Raw genomic sequence first — 21,563 nt, forward strand, 5'->3', positions numbered from 1 at the left:
GGGATCAACAATGTGTGACCAGCACCATGCCGACCGACATATATTATGTTCGCAATGCGATATGCTCGTGGCGATACCAGAGCTGGGTCACGGACATAAGGCGACGTGCCCGCGCTGCGGAGCAACCTTAACGACGGAGTGGGACGCGCCAAGGCAGCGTCCTACCGCCTACGCTATTGTCGCGCTGTTCATGCTGGTGCTCTCGAATCTCTTCCCCTTCATTTATATGAAGGTGGGAGGGATGACCAGCCAGGTCAAATTACTTGAAATACCGGGGGTGATGTTCACCGAAGATTACGCCAGCCTCGGTACCTTCTTTCTGTTATTCGTCCAAATCGTTCCGGCGTTTTGCCTGATCGCCATCCTGCTTCTGGTCAACCGCGTCCGGATGCCCACGCCCGTTAAAATCAGGCTCGCGCGAACCCTGTTCCTGCTGAAAAGCTGGGGAATGGCAGAGATTTTTCTGGCGGGGATCCTGGTGAGCTTTGTGAAGCTGATGGCCTACGGCGATGTCGGGATTGGCAGCAGCTTTATTCCCTGGTGTCTCTACTGTGTGTTGCAGCTGCGTGCGTTTCAGTGCGTGGACCGACGCTGGACGTGGGACGACATCGCGCCTGCTCCCACCCTTAACCAGACGGTTAAGGTGGGCGTGCCGGGTATCCGCCAGGGGCTGCGCTCCTGCTCTTGCTGTACTGCCGTGCTGCCGGCCGATCGGGAAGTGTGCCCGCGCTGTGGAACGACGGGGCACGTGCGGCGTAAAAATAGCCTGCAGTGGACCATGGCGCTGCTGGTTACGTCGATCATGCTCTATCTGCCCGCCAATATTTTGCCGATCATGATTACCGATCTGCTCGGTGACAAAATGCCCTCGACAATCCTTGCCGGGGTCATTTTGCTGTGGGGGGAGGGGTCCTACCCCGTTGCTGGCGTGATATTCATTGCCAGTATTATGGTGCCCACCTTAAAGATGATCGCCATCGCCTGGCTGTGCTGGGACGCAAAAGGGCACGGCAAGCGCGACAGCGAACGTATGCACCTGATTTATGAAGTGGTGGAGTTCGTCGGGCGCTGGTCAATGATCGATGTCTTTGTGATTGCGGTGCTCTCTGCGCTGGTGCGTATGGGGGGACTTATGAGTATTTATCCCGCGCTGGGCGCGCTAATGTTTGCGTTGGTCGTGATTATGACCATGTTTGCGGCCATGACCTTCGACCCTCGTTTATCGTGGGATCGTGAGCCAGATTCAAGCCATGAGGAAGAGTTAGAGCATGGAAAATAAGAGTGGAGAGGCGAAAGTGCGCAAGGTCAAGAACTGGTCGCCGGTGTGGATTTTCCCCATCGTGACCGCGCTGATCGGTGCATGGATCCTGTTTTATCATTACAGCCATCAGGGACCGGAAGTCACGCTTATCACCACTAACGCGGAAGGCATTGAGGGTGGGAAAACCACCATCAAAAGCCGCAGCGTGGACGTCGGTGTGGTAGAGAGCGCGACGCTGACGGATGATTTAACGCACGTTGAAATCAAGGCGCGCTTACATGCCGGGATGGAGAAGCTGCTTCATAATGATTCCGTATTCTGGGTGGTTAAACCCCAGGTCGGGCGAGAAGGGATCAGCGGCTTAGGCACGCTGTTGTCCGGCGCCTATATTGAGCTGCAGCCGGGGAGCAAAGGCACCCAGCCTGCCCAGTATCAGCTGTTAGATTCACCGCCGCTTGCGCCACCGGATGCAAAAGGGATTCGTGTTATCCTCGACAGCAAAAAAGCCGGTCAGCTCTCGCCTGGCGACCCGGTATTGTTCCGGGGCTATCGCGTTGGCTCGGTTGAAACCAGTACCTTCGATCCGCAAAAACGCACCATCAGCTATCAGCTGTTTATCAATGCGCCAAACGATCGTCTGGTGACCAGCAACGTTCGTTTCTGGAAAGACAGCGGGATCGCCGTGGATCTGACCTCTGCCGGAATGCGCGTTGAAATGGGATCCCTGACCACGCTCTTTGGCGGCGGTGTGAGCTTCGATGTGCCAGAGGGGATCGACATCGGCCAGCCTGTTGCCGAGAAAACCGCCTTCAGGCTCTTTGATGATCAGAAAAGCATTCAGGATGCGCTCTATACCGATCACATTGACTACCTGATGTTCTTTAAAGATTCCGTTCGTGGCCTGCAGCCGGGAGCGCCGGTTGAGTTCCGTGGGATCCGCCTGGGTACGGTCGGACAGGTACCGTTCTTCGTTCCGGGCCTGCGTCAGGTGCTGGACGACGATTACCGCATTCCGGTGCTGATTCGCATTGAGCCAGAGCGTCTGATCAACCAGATTGGCGAAAATCAGGATATCGGCGCGCATATCACCGAGCTGATGAACCGCGGGCTGCGCGGCTCGCTGAAGACCGGCAACCTGGTGACGGGCGCGCTGTATGTCGATATGGATTTCTATCCAAAAGCGCCTGCCATCACCGGTCAACGCGAATTTGGCGGCTACAAAATCATTCCAACGGTCAGCAGTGGTCTTGCACAGATCCAGCAGCGTCTGATGGATACGCTGGATAAGATTAACAATCTGCCGTTGAACCCAATGATTGAAGCGGCGACCAACTCGCTGAGTCAGAGCCAGGCGACCATGCGCCGTCTGCAGACCACGCTTGATAATATCAACAAGATCACTGCGAGCCAGTCTATGCAGCAGCTGCCGCAGGACATGCAGAAAACGCTGCGTGAATTGAATCGCAGCATGCAGGGCTTCCAGCCGGGATCGGCGGCCTACAATAAGATGGTGGCCGATATGCAGCGTCTTGATCAGGTGTTGCGTGAACTCCAGCCGGTTCTGAAAACGCTCAACGAGAAGAGCAACGCGCTGGTGTTTGAAGCGAAAGATAAAAAGGATCCTGAGCCTAAGAGGGCGAAACAATGAAAAAATGGCTGGTAATTGTCGGAGCGCTGGTATTAACGGCCTGTAGCTCGGGGAGTGAAAATAAAAGTTACTATCAGCTGCCGTTGAACGCCCAGTCGGGCGCGCAAAGCAGCGCTTCACAGGGTAACCGTCTGCTGTGGGTAGAACAGGTAGCGGTTCCGGATTATCTGGCGGGTAATGGCGTGGTGTACCAGACCAGCGATGTCCAGTACGTGATTGCCAACAATAATCTGTGGGCCAGCCCGCTGGATCAGCAGCTGCGTAACACGCTGGTGGCGAATCTGAGCAGCCAGCTTCCCGGGTGGATTGTCGCGTCTCAGCCGCTGGGAAGCGATCAGGATACGCTGAACGTCACGGTAACGGGCTTCCATGGCCGTTATGACGGTGCCGTGGTGATCAGTGGCGAATGGCTTCTGAATCACCAGGGACAGCTGATTAAGTGCCCGTTCCATCTGGAAATGAAGCAGCAAAAAGATGGTTATGATGAGATGGTGAAAGTGCTGGCCCAGGGCTGGGCACAGGAATCGGCGGCTATCGCGCGCGAGATCGCCCGGCTTCCATAAGTAAAATTCATAATCAAAAACCGCCGTCAGCCATCCGCTAACGGCGGTTTTTTTTTCGTTTTACCATCAGGTTGTTACTTGTCCTTCATCACATTTTTTGTACAAATGAACTTCCGTATAGTTCACAAATATGACATCCGTATGAATTTTGACCGTTGACGCAGAAGATGATTCGGGTTATTCGTTTACTGTGCTTGCATACGTTGCAACCACTGTTTTCTTTCCACCAGACAAAAGAATGAGGGAAACGAGGCATGAAGAGACAGAAACGAGATCGCCTGGAAAGGGCTCATCAACGTGGTTATCAGGCTGGCATCGCCGGACGTTCAAAAGAAATGTGTCCCTATCAAACCTTGAATCAGAGGTCGCAATGGTTAGGGGGCTGGCGAGAAGCCATCGGAGACAGGGCAGTACTTGCTTGATAGCGTCTCTTTAAAAAAGAAACCTCCGCACTGCGGAGGTTTCGCCTTTCTGGGGAGTGCTACAACGCGTTAATCAGAACGCGGAGGTGTCCTGGAACAGACCCACTTTCAGATCGCTCGCGGAGTAGATCAGACGACCGTCTACCAGCACTTCGCCATCCGCCAGGCCCATGATCAGGCGACGGTTAACAATACGTTTGAAGTGAATACGGTAAGTCACCTTCTTCGCAGTAGGCAGAACCTGGCCGGTGAATTTCACTTCGCCCACGCCCAGCGCGCGGCCTTTACCTTCGCCACCCAGCCAACCCAGGTAGAAGCCAACCAGCTGCCACATAGCGTCCAGGCCCAGGCAGCCAGGCATTACCGGATCGCCAATAAAGTGGCAACCGAAGAACCACAGGTCCGGGTTGATATCGAGTTCCGCTTCAACATAACCTTTATCAAAGTTGCCGCCGGTTTCGGTCATTTTCACGACACGATCCATCATCAGCATGCTTGGGGCCGGTAACTGCGGGCCGTTAGCGCCAAACAGTTCACCACGACCAGAGGCAAGAAGGTCTTCTTTTGTATAGGATTCGCGTTTATCTACCATGTTCTCAGTAAGCCTTATTTTAGTGAAGCACGCAGGATAGCTAACACGTGTACGCTGAACAAGTCCGATCAGTTCGGACTAAACCAGCTTAACCAGCGTAACGGCCATGGATAACGATGGCGTGCATCCTGTTGTGTCGCCTGAGCGATGCGTTCCTGAATAGTCTGCATGAGGGTTGTCTGGCCTTCACCATCCCAGTTCAGGTTTGTCAGTAAGGGTAGCGCATCCTCGATGCCTTCGATGGCCCAGATGGCGAATTGCTCCTGTTCTACGGCCTCGAGCAATGCCTGGCTAAGGCTCAGATGGCGAGCGTTCGGCGCAGGAATGATCACACCCTGTTTGCCGTTCAGGCCACGCTGCTGGCAGATGGAGAAGAAGCCTTCGATTTTCTCGTTCAGGCCGCCAACCGGCTGAGCGCGACCAAACTGATCGACTGAACCCGTAATCGCAATATTCTGATTAATGGGCACTTCTGCCAGGGCGCTGATTAACGTACACAGCTCCGCCATTGAGGCGCTGTCACCGTCCACTTCACTGTAGGATTGCTCAAAGGTCAGTGAGGCCGAGAAGGGGATCTGCTGCTCAAGCTGCAGTTCCGACATCAGGAACGCCTGCATGATCATCATGCCCTTGGCGTGAATATTCCCGCCCAGCTCTGCTTTACGCTCAATGTCGATAAACTCACCGTCACCAATGTGAACAACGCAGCTGATACGGGAAGGTTCGCCAAACGCGCGCGGGTGCCCCGGGAACTCAATCACGGAGAGGGCGTTAATCTGCCCAATGCGTTCGCCTTCGGTTTCGACAATGATCTGTTCCAGCAGGATCTCATCCTGCATGCGCTCGGCCAGATACCCTTCGCGCCATTCACGCTGCGCAAGCATCTGGGAAAGTTGCTCGCCGCTGAAGGCCGCGTCACCGCTTATCACGCCCACTTCGCGCAGCTGTCTGGCGATCCACAGCAGAGAGAGCGGCAGGGTTTCCTGATCGCCGGTGTAGCGTACGGCTTCCCGGATGAGACCGGGCCAGGCATCCGGAGCAGGCGTTGGCAGCGAAGCACGCTGCGCCAGGCCCATCACCCACTGGCACCATTGCGCCATATCATCCGCATCGGTTATCTGGAGCGTATCTTCGAATTCGCTGTAAATAGCCTGCTCGGCCAGTTCTGGCTCCATTTCCTGGAAATCAGCCAGAGATTCACGATCGCCGGTCAGCACCACCGTAAGGGACAGCGGCATCGACGGTACTGCGACGGGAAGAGGGCGTGATTCATCGTAACTCACCCAGTCGAAACGCTGCTGGGTCACGATCGTTTTCAGGCGCATCCACAGCAGCGGCTGAGAGAGGAGGGTGCGCAGCGAGATAATCAACACGCCGCCATTTGCGCGGTGCACCAGCCCCGGCTGAAGCGTCAGTTCGCCGTTAAACTGGCGGAGGCAGCCAAAGAGCTGTTCTGCTTCTGCCCAGTTGGCGGTAATGACATCCCCTTTCGATGCAAAAAGCCCATCCGCCTCGTCAGCGGGAGTGAAGGTGATATGTTGCCCTGCAATACAATAGTGGCCGCCAAAGACGTTGTTCGTTTCTGACCGCAACTGGCGCATGGCATCACCCAGAAGCGTCAAATACTCGGCTTCTTCCGGGGCTTTGAGCAGCATGAAAGGAGATGTCGCCCACGGGCTTAACACCTGCTCCAGCGCATAATGCAAACGCGGTTGTGTATCGCTAAGTATGAATTCGTTTTCTTTTGTGAGGTCTGGCTGTGCAAACAGCTCCTGATAGCTCTCGGTATCGGGAACCAGGTCACGCCATGCAAGTTTCGTAATGGTCAAAGTTGATGTTTTTTAGTCAGATGTAAAACCGTGGAGTATACCGTAAGCGGAGGCCTCTTCCCAAGCGGGAATGGGGATTTCGGCAGGCGATTCTCCTGCAATGCTGCACAGGTTATGATTTCTTTTCAGCAGATTGCTAAAAAACTGATATTCTGAACAGAGTTACGTGGTAACACTGAGATCGCAATGAAATATCAACAACTGGAAAACCTCGAAAGCGGCTGGAAATGGAAGTACCTGGTCAAAAAGCACCGTGAGGGCGAGTTGATCACCTGCTACCTCGAAGCCAGCGCGGCGCAAGACGCCGTAGATATTTTGCTGACCCTCGAAAACGAACCGGTATTGGTTAACGGCTGGATTGAAAAGCATATCAACCCGGCACTGTTGAACCGGATGAAACAGACGATTCGGGCGCGTCGCAAGCGGCATTTTAATGCCGAGCATCAGCACACCCGTAAAAAATCAATCGATCTGGAGTTTATGGTCTGGCAACGGCTGGCGGGGCTTGCGCAGCGGCGCGGGAAAACCCTGTCGGAAACGGTGGTTCAGCTGATTGAAGATGCGGAACATAAAGAAAAGTATGCCAGTCAGATGTCGACGTTGAAAAACGATTTGCAGGCGCTGCTGGGCAAAAAATAGTTTTTTGGCTTTCTTCAGGCAATAAAAAACCCCGCAATGCGGGGTTTTTTTATAAGACGCTAACTTATGCCGCTGGCTGAGTTACAACGTCTTTGATGCCTTTAACTTCGATCTCTACGCGACGATCTGGAGCCAGGCAGTCAATCAGTGCAGCGCGAGGTTTCACGTTGTCACAGGTGTTGCCAGTAACTGGGTTAGATTCGCCCATACCACGTGGGGAGATCTTGTTAGCTGGGATACCTTTAGATACCAGGTAATCAACTACAGACTGTGCACGTTTCTCGGACAGACCCTGGTTGTAGGCATCAGAACCGATACGGTCGGTGAAGCCCAGAACCACTACAGAACCGTCTTTAGGATCCAGGTTGCTCAGCTGGGTGTACAGCTGATCCAGTGCCTGCTGACCTTCTGGTTTCAGGGTAGCTTTGTTGAAGTTGAACAGAACGTCAGACTTCAGAGTGAAGTGCTTGGTCTGTACTTCTGGCGCTGGAGCCGGTGCTGGAGCTACGACTGGCGCATCTTCCTGCTGACCGAAACGGTAAGAAACACCAACGCTCAGCATGCCGTTGTCTGGACGAACGCCAACGGTAGCACCGTCGCCGATGTTGTTAACCCACTGGTATTCCAGACGGGTAGCGATGTCACGGGTCATAGCCCACTCAACGCCACCAGCGAATACTGGGGAAACGCCAGTGTCATGGTCGTCGCCAGCGATGCTGTTGCTGGAGTCTGCACGCCATACCATGCCGCCCAGACGGGTGTACACGTCCAGATCGTCAGTTACTGGGTAACCCAGTTTAGCGGTCAGCTGAACGCCTTGAGCTTTGAAAGCGCCATTTACGTTGTCGCCTTTGTATGGCATACGACCTAACCAGTCGTAACCCATTTCAAAACCAACATACGGGTTAACCTGATAGCCACCGAACGCGCCTGCACCCAGCTGGCTCTCGTGAGTTGGGCCATCGTTGTTCAGGCTGCTGTTGTACCAGCCGGTGTCATGGAACTGAGACCAGCCCAGTTTACCACCTGCATACCAGGTATTATCTTTCGGAGCGGCCTGCGCTACGGTAGCGAAGCCAGCCAGTGCCACTGCAATCGCGATAGCTGTCTTTTTCATTTTTTGCGCCTCGTTATCATCCAAAATTTGCCATGAAGATCTCCACGGAGAAATCACGGTTAAATCCTTCACCGGGGGGCGTGGTCAAATATAAGTCTACCGATATCTTCGGCTTAGGCCGAGCACCCCTGGCGATGTAAAGTCTACAACGTAGATGAAAACTTACAAGTGTGAACTCTGTCAGGCATATGAAAAAAAAAGTTCCGTATAGCGAATATTTAACATTTTACGAACGAATTTTGTACAGTAAAATTAACGAGAACCGCTCCAGACAAGCCTTGCCGCAGGTTTTGCTTTTTGAACTATTTACACAACTGAGTGTCGAAAAAAATTCCAGGAAAACTCTTAAATTTACTCAGTGATACAAATTCGAGTGAATTTTTAGCCCTGAATGTTGTCCTCTGCGATAAGAATCGGCACGCACGGGACGCATAATAAACCCGATTGCATGACCATCTTCTGCTGCTTCGGTCAAACGATGATGCTCTTCTTCCGTCAGTTCTTCCGACAGCCACCCGATCACCACGCTGTAATTTCCGGTGCGTAACGCGCGGATCATCGACTCAACCGTATCACACGGGGAGAGTTGGTTGATCTGCATCACCTTGGTCAGCGGCAGGCCCGCAGACTGAACCCATTCCCGGCTCAATTTTTGCTGTGGCGTCAGCCAAAGCTGCCAGCGCGATTGTTGTCCGAGCTGTTGTAACAGCGGCAACAGCAACAGCTGCGTTAACATGGGCTGGTCTTCACGATAAACCACTTCACTGATAAGACCTGTCGACACGCGACCGGTGGAATTTTGCGCGACATCGCCAGCAGAAGTTGAGAGAGATGTTGAGCGATTTGCATAGCCTGAAGTGTACATATTCATTCCAGCCCTGTAGTTACTGTATGGATATACAGTAACCCCTGTGTGCATAAAGATCAACCTCATTTTCGGAAAGCAACTCGCAAATTTGGTCCTTTCCTGGCGTGTCCGAAAAAATGATCTTGCTCATGAGCCATAAGTTGCCTATGTTCCTGCTAACGGATCCGTTAGTGATAAATTTTGTCGTTAATAGTTGATTTTTAATGGAAATATCATGAAAAAGATATCATATGAACGGATTTATAAATCGCAGGAATATCTCTCCCCTCTGGGTGAAATTCACCATCGGGCGCTGTTCGGCGGCTACACCCTGGCGGTAGACGATGCGGTGTTTGCCATGGTGTCAGACGGTGAACTTTACCTGCGTGCCTGCGAGGAGAGCGCGACCTATTGCGTCAAGCATCCTTCTTCCTTCTTAACGCTTGTTAAGCGAGGCCGCCCCGTCCTGCTGAATTACTATCGCGTGGATGAAGGGCTTTGGCAGGATCGGCAAAAACTGCTTCAGCTCTCCTCTTATGCTCTGGATGCGGCACGAAAAGAGCGTAGCCTGCGCTATCAACGAAACCGGCTCAAGGATCTGCCTAACCTGACTTTCCAGATTGAAGTGTTGCTCTACGAAGCCGGCATTACGAATGAAGAGACGTTGCGGGAGCTCGGCGCAAAGACCAGCTGGCTAAAAATCAGGTCGAAAAACCGAGCGCTGAGTATCAAAGTGCTTTTTGCCCTTGAAGGGGCCATTGAGGGGATGCATGAGGCGGCACTCCCGGCGAACATTCGCCGGGAGCTTACGGAGTGGTTTAATACACTGCCTGAGGTGCAGGAGAGTCGTTCCGCCAGGTAGCAATCTGCTGTTGCAGTCGGCAAATTTCCGGCAGCAAAGCAATAAGCAGGCCTATCTGCTGCAAAACCAGCGGAGCTTTGTTGTCGGTTCCCGGATCGAGATGCGCAATTCGCTGGGACAGTTCATCCAGCGCCTGCTGAACTTTCGGCTCGTCGGCTGGCTGATGGTGAAGGGCATCGTCGACGTAGCACACAGCATCATCCAGCAGGTTCAGGATGGCGGTGTTTTTCAGCTTCTCGCGGTGGGCACCCAGCGTGGAAATATAGCTGGTAAACGTATGGTTCAGGCACAGCAGGCGAAAGGCGGTTTCCCGGATGTCCGGTGTGGCCCGGGGTTCCGTAGACATATTCGAGACCACGGAAGCCAGTTCGGCATCGCTGTTGTGCGCATCCCGGCGGGCTATACGGTAGGCCAGACGGTTATCACGCCCCTGGTGATATTGCTCAAGAATGGCGTCAAGGTAACGACAGTTTGCGTTCATCGCCCTGTCTATCACGCGCGGCAGATTGCGAAAACGCCAGTCGGGCCAGATAAAACTCACCGCCGCCCAGGCGATAGCGCAGCCGATTAAAGTATCTATTACGCGCGGCAGGGCTACCTCGAAGCCTTCACCCAGCAGGTTGAAGCAGAGCAGCACCAGCAGGGTAATGAACATGGTGGCGTGTGCGTACTGGACGTTTCGAAACGCAAAGAACAACACCCCCGTTATGACGATAAGAATGAGTTGCCCTTCAACGGACGGAACGAAATAGAGCACCGGTAGCCCGATAGCAACGCCCACCAGCGTACCGATAACACGCAGCGCAAGGCGGTGTCGCGTGGCGTTATAGTTAGGCTGGCAGACAAACAGGCTGGTTAGCAGGATCCAGTAACCGTGTTGCAGCCCGGTTATCTGAATGAAGGCATAACCCACACACAGCACCAGCGACATCCTCACCGCGTGGCGAAACAGCGCGGATTCCGGCGTGAAGTTGCGGCTCAGGCGCAGCCACATGTCGCTAAATCCGTGCAGACTATCGTCCGCCAGCTGGTTTTCGGCATCGTTACCCGGCAGGGCCATCGCCTGCTCGGATTCAATGGTCGCCAGCTGCGCATCAATCGCCCGCAGGTTATTGAGCAGAAAACCGAGCGCCTTGATCTGCTCCGGCGATGTTCCACTGGCCTGCACGCGATCGAGCGCCGCATCAAGATGGCTAAAGGCATGTTCAAAACGCGGGTCATGCTGGTAGGGCGTACGCAGCAGTATGGAGCGCGCCAGCTGCTGGCAGGCCTGGGACTGCATCGACAGCAGCCGCTGGAAACGGAACATCACGTCACTGTAGCGGAACTTCTCGCGCAGAGCCGCATACTGCACGTGCGAGGAGCTGGCGCGCTCGTGGATATCCTGCGCGACAAAGTAATAGTGCAACGTTCGGCGGGTGCCGCGCTGTCCGCGATCGCCGCGCAGACGGGTGAGCAGCGAGGCTTTAGTCTGGTTTAACGTCGCCACCAGTTGGCCATTCGCCAACGCCAGATCGTAAAGCGGTGCCTGGCTCTCTTCGTCGATATCCGGGTCAAAAAGCCGGGATTTCAGTTCGAGATACTGGGCAAGCTGTTCATAGCTCCGCGCCAGGTTGTCCTGCAACGCCCGCACGGGAAAAATCAGATGCCCGGTTAACGTCAGCAGGTTGTACCAGATTGCGCCAAGTAACAGCAGAACGGGCTGCTGATACCACTGATCGTAAAGAGAGACGCCCAGCATGGTGTAGATCGCAATCAGCAGAGCGCCGAAGGCGATAGTGGCATAGCGTTGTCCCAGCCCGCCCAGCAGGATAAACCCGCTGGTCGAGAGCGTCAGCCCCAGGGCAAACAGCCACGGCCAGGGAAACAGCAGCTCAACCGAGGCTGAAGCAATGAAAAAACAGATCAGGGTGATGACTAAATTGCGCAGACGTCCTGTCAGCCGGTCGTCCAGGTCGGCCAGCGCCCCGGCGACCACGCCGAGGGTGAGTGGAATGGTAAGCTTTACGTCATCGAGCCACCACGGCAGGGCGACCGTGCCACACAGGGCGATAAAAATCCTGGCGTTGTAAAGCCAGGTACTGTTCCAGGTATAACGGCGAATCAGTGGGCTTAGCATGAGCTCGGCCTGTCCTTATTTACTGGAAACGACGACGGGCATTGGCTTCACGCGCGGCGCGCGCCACTTCTACCGGGACGACACGACGCCCAACCGGCCACAGGGCAATGGCGGCAATTTTGAAATTCGCAATCCCAACCGGGATGCCGATGATCGTGATGCACTGGGCGATACCGGCAATAATATGCATTACGCAGAGCCACCAGCCGAAGAAGATCAACCACAGAATATTCAGCAGGGTGCCGCCGGTGTTCATCAGGGCGTTTTTACCGTCGGGGTTCAGTTCGTCAACGTGAACCGCCTCATTCCCGAAAGGAATGAATGAAAGCCGGGTGATTTCCCAGCATGAGCGCGTCAGCGGCAGGGTGAAGATGAGCACGATGCTCACCAGCGTGGCAAAAAGCCATGAAAGGGTGGTGGCAAAACCGCCAAGGACAAAATTCAAAACATTCAGAACGGTACGCATAAACCCGCATTTCCTTTCGATATGATTAACGCGAAGTGATTGTAACGTTTTTTGGGCTGGAGCACCTTAAAACTGGCAGTTAAACTGTCAGACAAAATATCACTCGTGGATCCGGCTGGATATGGAACTGAAAGCAACTTCAATGGGCAAACGCCTGGCGCAGCACCCTTATGACAAGGTTGTCCTCCTCAATGCGGGAGTGAAGGTCTCCGGGGAGCGCCATGAATACCTCATTCCGTTTAACCAACTTCTGGCAATCCATTGCAAGCGCGGGCTGGTATGGGGGGAGCTGGAGTTTGTGCTGCCGGACGATAAAGTTGTGCGCCTCCACGGGACGGAGTGGACGCAAACGCAGCGCTTCCATCACCATCTCAGTACGCTCTGGCAGCAGTGGAGCGAGGACATGAGCGTCATTGCCGCCCAGGTGTTGCAGCAGGTGCTGGATAACATCGCCCACAGCAACGAGCAGCAAAAATGGCTAACGCGCCAGCAAACCGCCGGGTTGCAGCAAAAGATAAAGCACGCCCTAACCGCGCTGCCGCTTCCCGCATCGCGCCTTGATGAGTTTGAAAATTGCCGTGAAGCATGGCGCACCTGTCAGGCCTGGCTGAATGATATCGATAAGCGTCGTCTGGCGCATAATCAGGCCTGGACCGATGCCATGCTCACGCAATATGCCGATTTCTTCAGCACCGTGGAATCATCGCCGCTTAACCCTGCCCAGGCGCGCGCCGTGGTGAACGGGGAATCGTCGCTGCTGGTACTGGCGGGGGCCGGGAGCGGTAAAACTTCCGTGCTGGTGGCGCGGGCAGGCTGGCTGCTGACAACTGGCGAGGCGGTAGCGGACCAAATTTTACTTCTGGCATTTGGCCGCAAGGCCGCGCAGGAGATGGATGAGCGCATTCAGTCGCGTTTGCATACTCAGGATATCGCGGCGCGAACCTTCCATTCGCTGGCGCTGCATATTATTCAGCAGGGCAGTAAAAAAGTGCCTGTCGTCAGCAAGCTGGAAAATGACGCTCAGGCCCGTCAGGCACTGTTTGTGAAGACGTGGCAGCAGCAGTGCAGCGAGAAAAAAGCTCAGGCAAAAGGGTGGCGTCAGTGGCTGGAAGACGAGCTGAACTGGGAGGTGCCGGAAGGCAATTTCTGGCAGGATGACAAACTGGCACGCCGTCTTGGCTCGCGTCTCGATCGCTGGGTGAGCCTGATGCGCATGCACGGTGGCTCTCAGGCTGAGATGATTGAAAACGCACCGGAGGCGATCCGCGCCGTATTTTCGAAGCGAATCAAGCTGATGGCGCCGATGCTGAAAGCATGGAAAACCGCGCTGAAGGAAGAAAATGCCGTCGATTTCTCCGGGCTTATCCATCAGGCGATCATCATTCTGGAAAAAGGGCGCTTTGTCAGCCCGTGGAAGCATATCCTCGTAGATGAGTTCCAGGATATCTCCCCGCAGCGCGCCGCACTGCTTTCAGCGCTACGGGCGCAAAACAAACATACCTCCCTGTTTGCCGTCGGCGATGACTGGCAGGCAATCTACCGATTTAGTGGGGCACAACTCGCGCTCACCACCGCCTTCCACCACTATTTTGGCGAGGGCGATCGCAGCGATCTGGATACCACCTACCGTTTTAACTCGCGCATTGGTGAAATTGCCAACCGCTTTATTCAGCAAAACCCGCATCAGCTGGCGAAACCGCTCAATAGCCTGACGACCGGCGATAAAAAAGCGGTCACCCTGCTGGCGGACGAACAACTGGAGCCGCTACTGGATAAACTCAGCGGCTACGCCAAACCCGAAGAGCGCATTCTGGTGCTGGCGCGCTATCACCATCTTAAACCGGCGGCGCTGGAAAAGGCGGCTACCCGCTGGCCGAAGCTTCAGCTCGAATTTATGACCATTCATGCCAGCAAAGGCCAGCAGGCTGACTATGTGATTGTGGTTGGGCTGAAAGAGGGGAGCGATGGGTTCCCGGCGCCGGCGCGCGAGTCGGTGATCGAGCAGGCCCTGCTGCCGGTGCCGGAAGATTTCCCGGATGCCGAGGAGCGACGCCTGCTGTACGTGGCGTTAACCCGCGCGCGTCATCGGGTGTGGCTGCTGTTTAATAAAGAGGAGCCTTCAGGCTTTGTGGAGATTTTGAAGGAGATCGACGTCCCGGTGGCGAGGAAGCCGTAGCAAAGTTGCCGGGTGGCGGCTTCGCCTGACCCGGCCGGCAAAATCCGCAGGCCCGCGCAAGCGTAGCGCCGCCGGGCAAACAGGCTACTTCAGTCTTTCAGCCAGATAGCGCGGGTAATCCGGGATCAGGATCTCAACCGGCGCGCTGAACTGCGGTGACTCAATAATGAAATCCGCCGTCGACACGTTGGTCGCCACCGGGATGTTCCACACCGTTGCCAGGCGCAGCAGCGCTTTCACATCCGGGTCGTGAGGGACCGCGTTGAGCGGGTCCCAGAAGAAAATCAGCACGTCAATTTTCCCCTCGGCGATCTGCGCGCCCACCTGCTGATCGCCCCCCATCGGGCCGCTCATCATGGCGTTGACCTCTAACCCCGTTGCCCGGTGGATCAGGTTCCCGGTCGTTCCCGTGGCGGAAAGGGCGTGACTGGCCAGCAGTGGCTGATGGCGGCGCACCCACTTAAGCAGCATGTCTTTGCAGTGATCGTGTGCCACCAGTGCAATGTGTTTACGTGAAGGCAGCGTGCGTGTTGTCAGTTCCATAATCTTATCCGTGAGGTTATCTGACTACACGATGACGGGAACCGCCTGATGCTGCAAGAGAAAGGGCAAAAAAATGTGGCTTATGACGAAGGTTGTTGCTTCACCCATTGCAGAAAACGCGCCCGCGTGTCCGGGTCGGCCTGCTGGAACCAGAACTTCAGGCGCTGCTCGGTGAGCGTCTGGGACTGAGGCGGAATGACATCCAGCTCAGAGACGCCGGACAGCAAGGTGCTGTCGTCCGCCATCATCGTTGCAAACTGGGGCAGCGACGCGGGTTTACCGGCTTTATTGTAGATCTCGGTATCCGCCTCGTAGTTGGCTCCCTTCGCGGTTGCGGTTATCGCCAGAATGTCCAGCTTCACCGGGATGGGCATGGCATCCCCATCCAGCAGTTCTATGCGCGGCGCGGAATCAAATACGACAGACTCTTTTTCGGTTTCCAGGCGCGGCAGATGAAAGTTAACCTGGCTCACGCGCTGGGTGTTAAAGCTGATAATCAGCGGCGGGGAGATGTACATACGCTGTTCGTGATTAGAAAGGCGAATCGTTTTTTCGACCCGGAATACCACCTGATGCGGCCCGTTATCCAGCTCGATGCTGTCAGCACCCCGCAGGAGCGAACTGGACACCTTTTTCCCGTCCAGCACCAGCAAATCGATATCCGTAGAGAGCCGCAGCGTGGTTGCGAAAACGCAAACCGGCATCACTAACGCAATCACAGCAGAGATAATGCCGGTTTTCATAGTGCGCTCCTGTCAAAACGCGTGTCGCAATAATGTATCTAAATTTTTCGATAATCACGTTTACTAACATATAGACATATTCCGCCGTTTTGCCCTCATACATCGGTATGGGATGGATGGTTGGGATGTCCGCGATGGCGTACACTTTAAAAAAAGCCTGGAGAAAGAAGATGAAAGAGAACGATATTGCCGAGATCCTGACATCGACACGCACCATCGCGCTGGTGGGGGCGAGCGATAAACCCGACCGTCCCAGCTATCGGGTGATGAAATACCTGCTGGATCAGGGCTATCACGTTATTCCGGTTTCGCCAAAGGTCGCCGGTAAAACCTTGCTGGGCCAGCAGGGTTACGCGTCGCTCGCCGACGTGCCGGAGAAAGTGGATATGGTTGATGTCTTCCGCAACTCTGAGGCGGCATGGGGTGTCGCGCAGGAGGCAATCGCCATCGGGGCAAAAACGCTGTGGATGCAGCTGGGTGTGATCAATGAACAGGCTGCGGTGCTGGCGCGCGAGGCGGGGCTGGCAGTGGTGATGGACAGATGCCCGGCAATTGAAATTCCCCGACTGGGGCTGACAAAGTAATATAAAAAAAGCCCGGTTATCGGGCTTTTTTACAGCGTTAGTTACGCAGCCTTGGAGCCTGTAACTGTTTGCGGATGGTTTGCGCTAGCTCATCCATGGTAGGTTGTTCCGGATGCTCATCCCGCTGTTCGCCGCTCAGCTGCGCTTCGGCAAGATAGGTGTGAACGGCCTGACCGTCATCATCCTCCATTACCACATGATACCAGGGCGCGGCGCGAAGCTCTGCGTTAACCGCCAGCTCATCTGCCGACGGTTCATCAAGGGAATACTCCGGGTCGATATCCACGACCACACCCAAATATCCTAGCAAGGTGTGGCGGACCTGCTGGCCGATACCGAATTTGCTGGCAATCATAGTCACCTCCCGGGAAACATTACTTACACTCTATGTGCGGGCAATATTTCTCTTTTCAAGTTACATGACGCGACAGGCAAACCCTTTCAGATACAGCCCTTCCGGGTAGGTAGCGATCACAGGATGGTCTGCTGCCTGACGGAACTGCTCTATAAATTGTACATCACGACCCGCATCTATTGCGGCATCCGCGATGATTTTCTGAAATAAATCGGTGGTCATCAGCCCGGAGCAGGAGAAGGTCAACAGCACGCCGCCAGGATTCAGCAGCTGAATGGCCAGCATGTTGATGTCTTTATACCCACGGCACGCGCCCATCAGCTGGCTTTTGTTCTCCACGAATTTCGGCGGGTCCATCACGATGACGTCGAATTTTTCGCCCTGATCGCGGTATTTGCGCAGTAGCTTAAAGACGTCGTCACGCACGAACTCGGCTTTGCTCAGGTCCAGCTTGTTCAGCTCGACGTTTTGCTTTGCCACGTCCAGCGCTTCCTGAGACGTATCCACGCTCACCACCTGAGCACAGCCGCCCATCAGCGCAGAAACGGCAAACCCGCCGGTGTAGGAGAAGCAGTTCAGGACGCGTTTGTTGGCAACGTACTGGCGCGTCGCCAGACGGCTGTCGCGCTGGTCGAGGTAATAACCGGTTTTATGCCCGCCCTGGATGTCCACCAGCAGCTTCATGCCGTGCTCTTCAATAGGCAGCAGGGCAGGTGGCAGTTCGCCGGTGACCGGGCCTTGCGTCAGTTCCATGCCCTCTTTTTTACGCACCGCCACGTCGCTGCGGTCGTAAATGGCACATTCCGGGAACTGAGACTGTAAGGCGCTGATCAGCGCGGCACGTTGGTATTCCGCACCTGCGCTCAGCAGCTGCAGCACCAGGAAGTTGCCGAAGCGGTCAATGGTCACACCCGGCAGGCCATCGGACTCGCCGGCAATCAGACGATAGCTGTCCAGCCCGTCACGCTGTGCCAGCCACTCGCGCCACTGGTGCGCCTGCTGCAGGCGACGAACAAAGAAATCGATGTCGATGGTTTCATCTTTATCGAAGGTCCACACGCGAGCGCGGATCTGAGACGCAGGCGAGTATGCGCCGCGCGCTAACCATTTCCCCTGATGGTCAACGATATCAATGGTCTCACCGAGGCTGGCTTTGCCTTCCATGCGGGCAACCGCGCCGGAGAAGACCCAGGGATGACGGCGCAGTAATGACTTCTCGCGCCCTTTGGCTAACACTAAACGTACACTCATAATTTGCTATTCTGTCGATTCCAATGAAATGGCCGCCATTTTCCCGAGTTCAGTGAGGAAATGCAACGCGCCAGACGGATAAGGAGAAGGAAGATGTCAAAAGTCTGCACAATCGCGTGGGTTCACGGCGTGGTTCAGGGCGTCGGGTTTCGTTACAGCACCCAGCGCGAAGCACTCCAGCTTGGGCTGACGGGCTATGCGCGCAATCTGGACGACGGCAGTGTAGAGGTTGTAGCCTGTGGCGAGGCGGAGCGGGTGGAAACCCTGATAGCCTGGCTGAAGGAGGGCGGGCCGCGCAGCGCTCGGGTTGATAAAGTTTTAACGCAACCGCATCAACCCGACCGGGAATACGCTGACTTCGGTATTCGCTATTAAATACACTTCACCGGTTTTGGCAGGCCGGCAATTTTGGTCGCCTGCTTGGCCGGGCCTTTCGGGAACAGACGGTACAGATAACGGCTGTTGCCTTTCTCTTCACCAAATGTGTTCGCCATCGCCTTCACCAGCATACGGATTGCGGGTGAGGTGTTAAATTCGAGATAAAACTCGCGAACGAAGCGCACCACTTCCCAGTGCTCGGGGGAGAGGGTAATGCCTTCTTTTTCGGCAATCACTTCCGCCAGCGCTTCGCTCCACTGACCGCTCTCTTTGAGATAACCGTCGTTATCGGTTTCGATCTCTTTACCTTCAAAGTTCAACATAGCCTTTCACACGTCAGTCAAAAACCGCGGCAGTGTACCAAAAAACAAAGCCCCGCATAAGCGGGGCTGAGTTCATAGCACTGTTGATTAATCGCGGCTTGCAAAGCCCAGGATACTCAGCAGGCTGACAAAGATATTGTACAACGACACATACAGGCTCACGGTAGCGCGGATGTAGTTGGTCTCACCGCCGTGAATGATGTTGCTGGTTTCATACAGGATGGCACCCGATGAAATCAGGATGAACACCGCGCTGATAGCCAGGTGCAGGGCAGGCAGCTGCAGGAAGATGTTCGCCACCATACCAATCAGCACCACCACGATACCCGCCATCAGCATCCCGCCGAGGAAGGACATGTCTTTGCGGGTGGTCAGCACGTAGGCCGAGCAGCAGAAGAACACCAGGGCGGTACCGCCCAGCGCCATGCCGATCACGTCACCCATACCGGCCGACAGATAGGCGTTCAGAATCGGCCCCAGAATGTAGCCCAGGAAGCCGGTAAAGGCGAACGCGGACAAAATTCCCACCGGTTTGTCAGCGGTTTTGTAGGTCAGGAACATCAGACCGTACATCCCCACCAGCGTCAGGATCAGACCCGGAGACGGCAGCATCAGCACGGTGCTGGCCGTGGCGGTGATAGCGGAAAACGCCAGCGTCAGGCTGAGCATGAAATAGGTGTTGCGCAGCACTTTATGCGTGCTGAGTAGCGATGTGCGGTCGCGTGAAGAACTTACAATACGATCCATGAGTCACTCTCTTATGACAGATGTAATTAACGGCAAGAATAGGAAACGGGACGCCAGACTCAAAATGGTTTTACCCATCTTTACTCAGCGCCTTAGCGCCGTGGCTGGTTATTTATTCTACAAAAATGGCATTTGGCAGAATGAACGGCGTTTTAAAGATTTTATCCAGATCGGGCTCTTATAGGTTACTGAAAAATATTGCGTTATTACAGCCGCGGCGCTAAGAGTTATTGCGGGATCGTCAGAATACAGACAATAAGGCGAAGGAAATGAAACCACAAACACGCAATATCTTTACACTCTCTTTGGTCACCGCCGCGCTTCTCGGTGCGAGCGCACCCTCCTGGTCCGCCAGCGTGCCGGCAGGGACTGAGCTTGCGCAAAAGCAGGAGTTGGTCCGCAACAACGGTAATGAACCGGCGTCGCTGGATCCACATAAGGTGGAAAGCGACGTCGAATTCAATATTATCAGCGACTTATTCGATGGGCTGGTAAGCGTTTCTCCGAAGGGCGAGATCCAGCCGCGGCTGGCGGAAAAATGGAACAATAAAGACAACACCGTCTGGACGTTCCATTTGCGTCCGGGCATCACCTGGAGCGACGGTACGGCCATCACCGCGCAGGATGTCGTCTGGAGCTGGCAGCGTCTGGTTGACCCAAAAACGGTGTCACCTTACGCCAGCTATCCCGGCAGCATGCACATTGCTAACGCTGCCGACATTGCCGCAGGCAAAAAGTCTCCCGAGACGCTGGGCGTAAAGGCGATTGACGATGCCACGCTCGAGGTGACCTTAAACCAGCCAAACGCGGCCTTCCTGGCGATGCTGGCGCACCCGTCGCTGGTGCCGATTGATAAGGTGCTGGTGGGACGCTACGGCGAGAAGTGGACTAAACCTGAGCACATTGTCACCAGCGGGGCGTACAAACTGTCGCAGTGGGTGGTGAACGAACGCATCATCGCTGAGCGCAACCCACACTACTGGGATAACGCCCATACCGTCATCAATAAAGTCACCTATTTGCCCATTACCTCCGAGGCTTCGGACGTCAACCGCTACAAGGCGGGCGAAATCGATATCGTTTATACGGTCCCGATCAACCAGTTTGCGCTGCTGAAAAAAACGCTGGGCAGCGAGCTGGACGTTTCGCCGCAGCTTGCAACCTACTACTACGAATTCAACACCGCTCGTCCGCCGTTCAACGATGCCCGCGTGCGCAAGGCGCTGAACCTGGCGCTGGATAAAGAGATCATTGCGGAGAAGGTGTTGGGGCAGGGGCAGCGTCCCGCCTGGCTTATTAGCCAGCCGGATATCGGCGGCGTGACGTTAAAAAACCCGGATTATGCCAGCTGGCCGATGGACAAGCGCATTGCCGAGGCGAAAAAGCTGCTGGCAGAGGCCGGATTTAATGCAGATCATCCCCTCAGCTTTAATCTGCTCTATAACACCTCCGAATCGCATCAGCGCATTGCAATCGCCGCCAGCTCAATGTGGAAGAAAAATCTCGGCGTGGAGGCGAAGCTGCAAAACCAGGAGTGGAAAACCATGCTGGATACCATGCACACCCACAACTTTGACGCGGTGCGCTACGCGTGGATTGCAGACTACGACGACGCCTCCACCTTCCTGAACAACTTCCGGACCGGCGATAGCCAGAATACCACCCAGTACAGTAATCCAGAGTATGACCAGGCGATGATAAGCGCCGCTAAGGCCAAAACGGCGGAGGAGCGCGGTACGTTTTATCAGAAAGCGGAAGATCTGCTGAGCCGCGACGTGCCAGCCATCCCGGTTTATCACTACGTTCGTACGCACCTGGTGAAGCCGTGGGTCGGCGGGTTTACGCCGGATAAGCTCGGGTACTACTACACCAAAGATATGTACATTAAGAAGCACTAAGCCGTAGCGGGACTATTTTGTGCTGAGAAAATGGCCGATTTGTCGTCTATTCAACCGATTAAACGCATTTTGGCTATTTTTCAGGCGAACGATAAAGCAGATGCTTTACAGGGCGCGGGCAGGTGTTTATAGTTCGCCTCACTTAGGAAGCGTGGCCGAGCGGTTGAAGGCACCGGTCTTGAAAACCGGCGACCCGAAAG

At 54.9% G+C, this 21,563-nt stretch carries 22 protein-coding genes; 10 read left to right on the plus strand and 12 right to left on the minus strand.

Annotated features, from left to right (window positions below; genetic code table 11):
• Positions 1-10 precede the first annotated feature (10 nt).
• The 4 genes from pqiA to rmf all read left to right on the plus strand — a co-directional run bounded on the left by pqiA (position 11) and on the right by rmf (position 3,894).
• A complete protein-coding gene (gene pqiA / locus QLG21_RS21495; protein WP_282485193.1) occupies positions 11-1,279 on the plus strand; it encodes a membrane integrity-associated transporter subunit PqiA in 1,269 nt (422 codons plus the stop codon).
• Positions 1,269-2,909: an intermembrane transport protein PqiB gene (gene pqiB / locus QLG21_RS21500; RefSeq protein ID WP_006174533.1), complete on the plus strand. Its 1,641-nt coding sequence runs from the start codon at positions 1,269-1,271 to the stop codon at positions 2,907-2,909. Before pqiA ends, pqiB begins: the two co-directional genes overlap by 11 nt.
• Positions 2,906-3,472, plus strand: a complete 567-nt coding sequence (gene pqiC, locus QLG21_RS21505) for a membrane integrity-associated transporter subunit PqiC (RefSeq protein ID WP_282485194.1) — start codon at positions 2,906-2,908, stop codon at positions 3,470-3,472. Before pqiB ends, pqiC begins: the two co-directional genes overlap by 4 nt.
• A 254-nt stretch (positions 3,473-3,726) precedes the next feature.
• A complete protein-coding gene (gene rmf / locus QLG21_RS21510) occupies positions 3,727-3,894 on the plus strand; it encodes a ribosome modulation factor (protein ID WP_010429337.1) in 168 nt (55 codons plus the stop codon).
• 73 nt (positions 3,895-3,967) lie between these two features.
• Here the strand turns inward: rmf and fabA are convergent, their stop codons facing one another.
• Positions 3,968-4,486, minus strand: coding sequence for a 3-hydroxyacyl-[acyl-carrier-protein] dehydratase FabA (gene fabA / locus QLG21_RS21515; protein WP_006174537.1), 519 nt, complete (start codon positions 4,484-4,486; stop codon positions 3,968-3,970).
• Positions 4,487-4,554: 68 nt separating this feature from the next.
• Entirely contained in the window at positions 4,555-6,315 is a 1,761-nt protein-coding gene (locus QLG21_RS21520) for a Lon protease family protein (protein ID WP_282485195.1), read from the minus strand.
• A 186-nt stretch (positions 6,316-6,501) separates the two neighbouring features.
• Between QLG21_RS21520 and matP the strand changes: the two genes are divergently transcribed.
• Positions 6,502-6,954, plus strand: coding sequence for a macrodomain Ter protein MatP (gene matP / locus QLG21_RS21525; protein ID WP_006174540.1), 453 nt, complete (start codon positions 6,502-6,504; stop codon positions 6,952-6,954).
• 64 nt (positions 6,955-7,018) lie between these two features.
• On the opposite strand, the gene ompA is transcribed toward matP, so the two are convergent.
• A complete protein-coding gene (ompA, locus tag QLG21_RS21530; RefSeq protein ID WP_127463528.1) occupies positions 7,019-8,071 on the minus strand; it encodes a porin OmpA in 1,053 nt (350 codons plus the stop codon).
• Positions 8,072-8,426: 355 nt separating this feature from the next.
• Positions 8,427-8,936 (minus strand): SOS-induced cell division inhibitor SulA, encoded by a 510-nt coding sequence (gene sulA / locus QLG21_RS21535; RefSeq protein WP_042319464.1) that lies wholly within the window; start codon positions 8,934-8,936, stop codon positions 8,427-8,429.
• A 217-nt stretch (positions 8,937-9,153) separates the two neighbouring features.
• Between sulA and QLG21_RS21540 the strand changes: the two genes are divergently transcribed.
• Positions 9,154-9,780, plus strand: a complete 627-nt coding sequence (locus QLG21_RS21540) for a TfoX/Sxy family DNA transformation protein (RefSeq protein ID WP_006174546.1) — start codon at positions 9,154-9,156, stop codon at positions 9,778-9,780.
• On the opposite strand, the gene yccS is transcribed toward QLG21_RS21540, so the two are convergent.
• On the minus strand, positions 9,737-11,899 hold the full coding sequence (yccS, locus tag QLG21_RS21545; protein ID WP_137271899.1) for a YccS family putative transporter: 2,163 nt from the start codon (positions 11,897-11,899) through the stop codon (positions 9,737-9,739). The two genes, QLG21_RS21540 and yccS, sit on opposite strands and share 44 nt — an antisense overlap.
• 19 nt (positions 11,900-11,918) lie before the next feature.
• A complete protein-coding gene (locus QLG21_RS21550) occupies positions 11,919-12,365 on the minus strand; it encodes a YccF domain-containing protein (protein ID WP_006174548.1) in 447 nt (148 codons plus the stop codon).
• Between the two features lie 121 nt (positions 12,366-12,486).
• Between QLG21_RS21550 and helD the strand changes: the two genes are divergently transcribed.
• Entirely contained in the window at positions 12,487-14,541 is a 2,055-nt protein-coding gene (helD, locus tag QLG21_RS21555; RefSeq protein ID WP_282485196.1) for a DNA helicase IV, read from the plus strand.
• A gap of 84 nt (positions 14,542-14,625) precedes the next feature.
• On the opposite strand, the gene mgsA is transcribed toward helD, so the two are convergent.
• Together mgsA and QLG21_RS21565 are read right to left on the minus strand one after the other, a co-directional pair.
• The gene (gene mgsA, locus QLG21_RS21560) at positions 14,626-15,084 is read right to left on the minus strand and encodes a methylglyoxal synthase (RefSeq protein WP_282485197.1); all 459 of its coding nucleotides are present in this window, start codon (positions 15,082-15,084) and stop codon (positions 14,626-14,628) included.
• Positions 15,085-15,164: 80 nt separating this feature from the next.
• A complete protein-coding gene (locus QLG21_RS21565) occupies positions 15,165-15,827 on the minus strand; it encodes a DUF2057 family protein (RefSeq protein WP_282485198.1) in 663 nt (220 codons plus the stop codon).
• A gap of 170 nt (positions 15,828-15,997) precedes the next feature.
• On the opposite strand from QLG21_RS21565, the gene QLG21_RS21570 reads away from it, so the two are divergent.
• Positions 15,998-16,411 carry a CoA-binding protein gene (locus QLG21_RS21570; RefSeq protein WP_042319470.1) on the plus strand — a complete coding sequence of 138 codons (414 nt, stop codon included), beginning with the start codon at positions 15,998-16,000 and terminating at the stop codon, positions 16,409-16,411.
• Positions 16,412-16,448: 37 nt separating this feature from the next.
• Here QLG21_RS21570 and hspQ read toward each other — a convergent pair whose 3' ends face one another.
• Together hspQ and rlmI are read right to left on the minus strand one after the other, a co-directional pair.
• Positions 16,449-16,766 (minus strand): heat shock protein HspQ, encoded by a 318-nt coding sequence (hspQ, locus tag QLG21_RS21575; RefSeq protein ID WP_006174557.1) that lies wholly within the window; start codon positions 16,764-16,766, stop codon positions 16,449-16,451.
• Positions 16,767-16,826: 60 nt separating this feature from the next.
• A complete protein-coding gene (rlmI, locus tag QLG21_RS21580) occupies positions 16,827-18,017 on the minus strand; it encodes a 23S rRNA (cytosine(1962)-C(5))-methyltransferase RlmI (RefSeq protein WP_042319473.1) in 1,191 nt (396 codons plus the stop codon).
• Between the two features lie 93 nt (positions 18,018-18,110).
• Here rlmI and yccX point away from each other — a divergent pair, with 93 nt between their 5' ends.
• Entirely contained in the window at positions 18,111-18,392 is a 282-nt protein-coding gene (gene yccX, locus QLG21_RS21585; protein WP_282485199.1) for an acylphosphatase, read from the plus strand.
• Here the strand turns inward: yccX and tusE are convergent.
• Positions 18,389-18,718, minus strand: a complete 330-nt coding sequence (gene tusE / locus QLG21_RS21590) for a sulfurtransferase TusE (RefSeq protein ID WP_006174562.1) — start codon at positions 18,716-18,718, stop codon at positions 18,389-18,391. The genes yccX and tusE overlap by 4 nt on opposite strands.
• Before the next feature lie 87 nt (positions 18,719-18,805).
• Positions 18,806-19,465: an FtsH protease modulator YccA gene (gene yccA, locus QLG21_RS21595; RefSeq protein WP_042319476.1), complete on the minus strand. Its 660-nt coding sequence runs from the start codon at positions 19,463-19,465 to the stop codon at positions 18,806-18,808.
• A 269-nt stretch (positions 19,466-19,734) separates the two neighbouring features.
• On the opposite strand from yccA, the gene QLG21_RS21600 reads away from it, so the two are divergent.
• On the plus strand, positions 19,735-21,363 hold the full coding sequence (locus QLG21_RS21600; protein ID WP_282485200.1) for an ABC transporter substrate-binding protein: 1,629 nt from the start codon (positions 19,735-19,737) through the stop codon (positions 21,361-21,363).
• Positions 21,364-21,563: the final 200 nt, after the last annotated feature.

Source organism: Enterobacter sp. V87_3 (assembly GCF_029967835.1).
GTDB classification, from domain to species: domain Bacteria; phylum Pseudomonadota; class Gammaproteobacteria; order Enterobacterales; family Enterobacteriaceae; genus Enterobacter; species Enterobacter cancerogenus.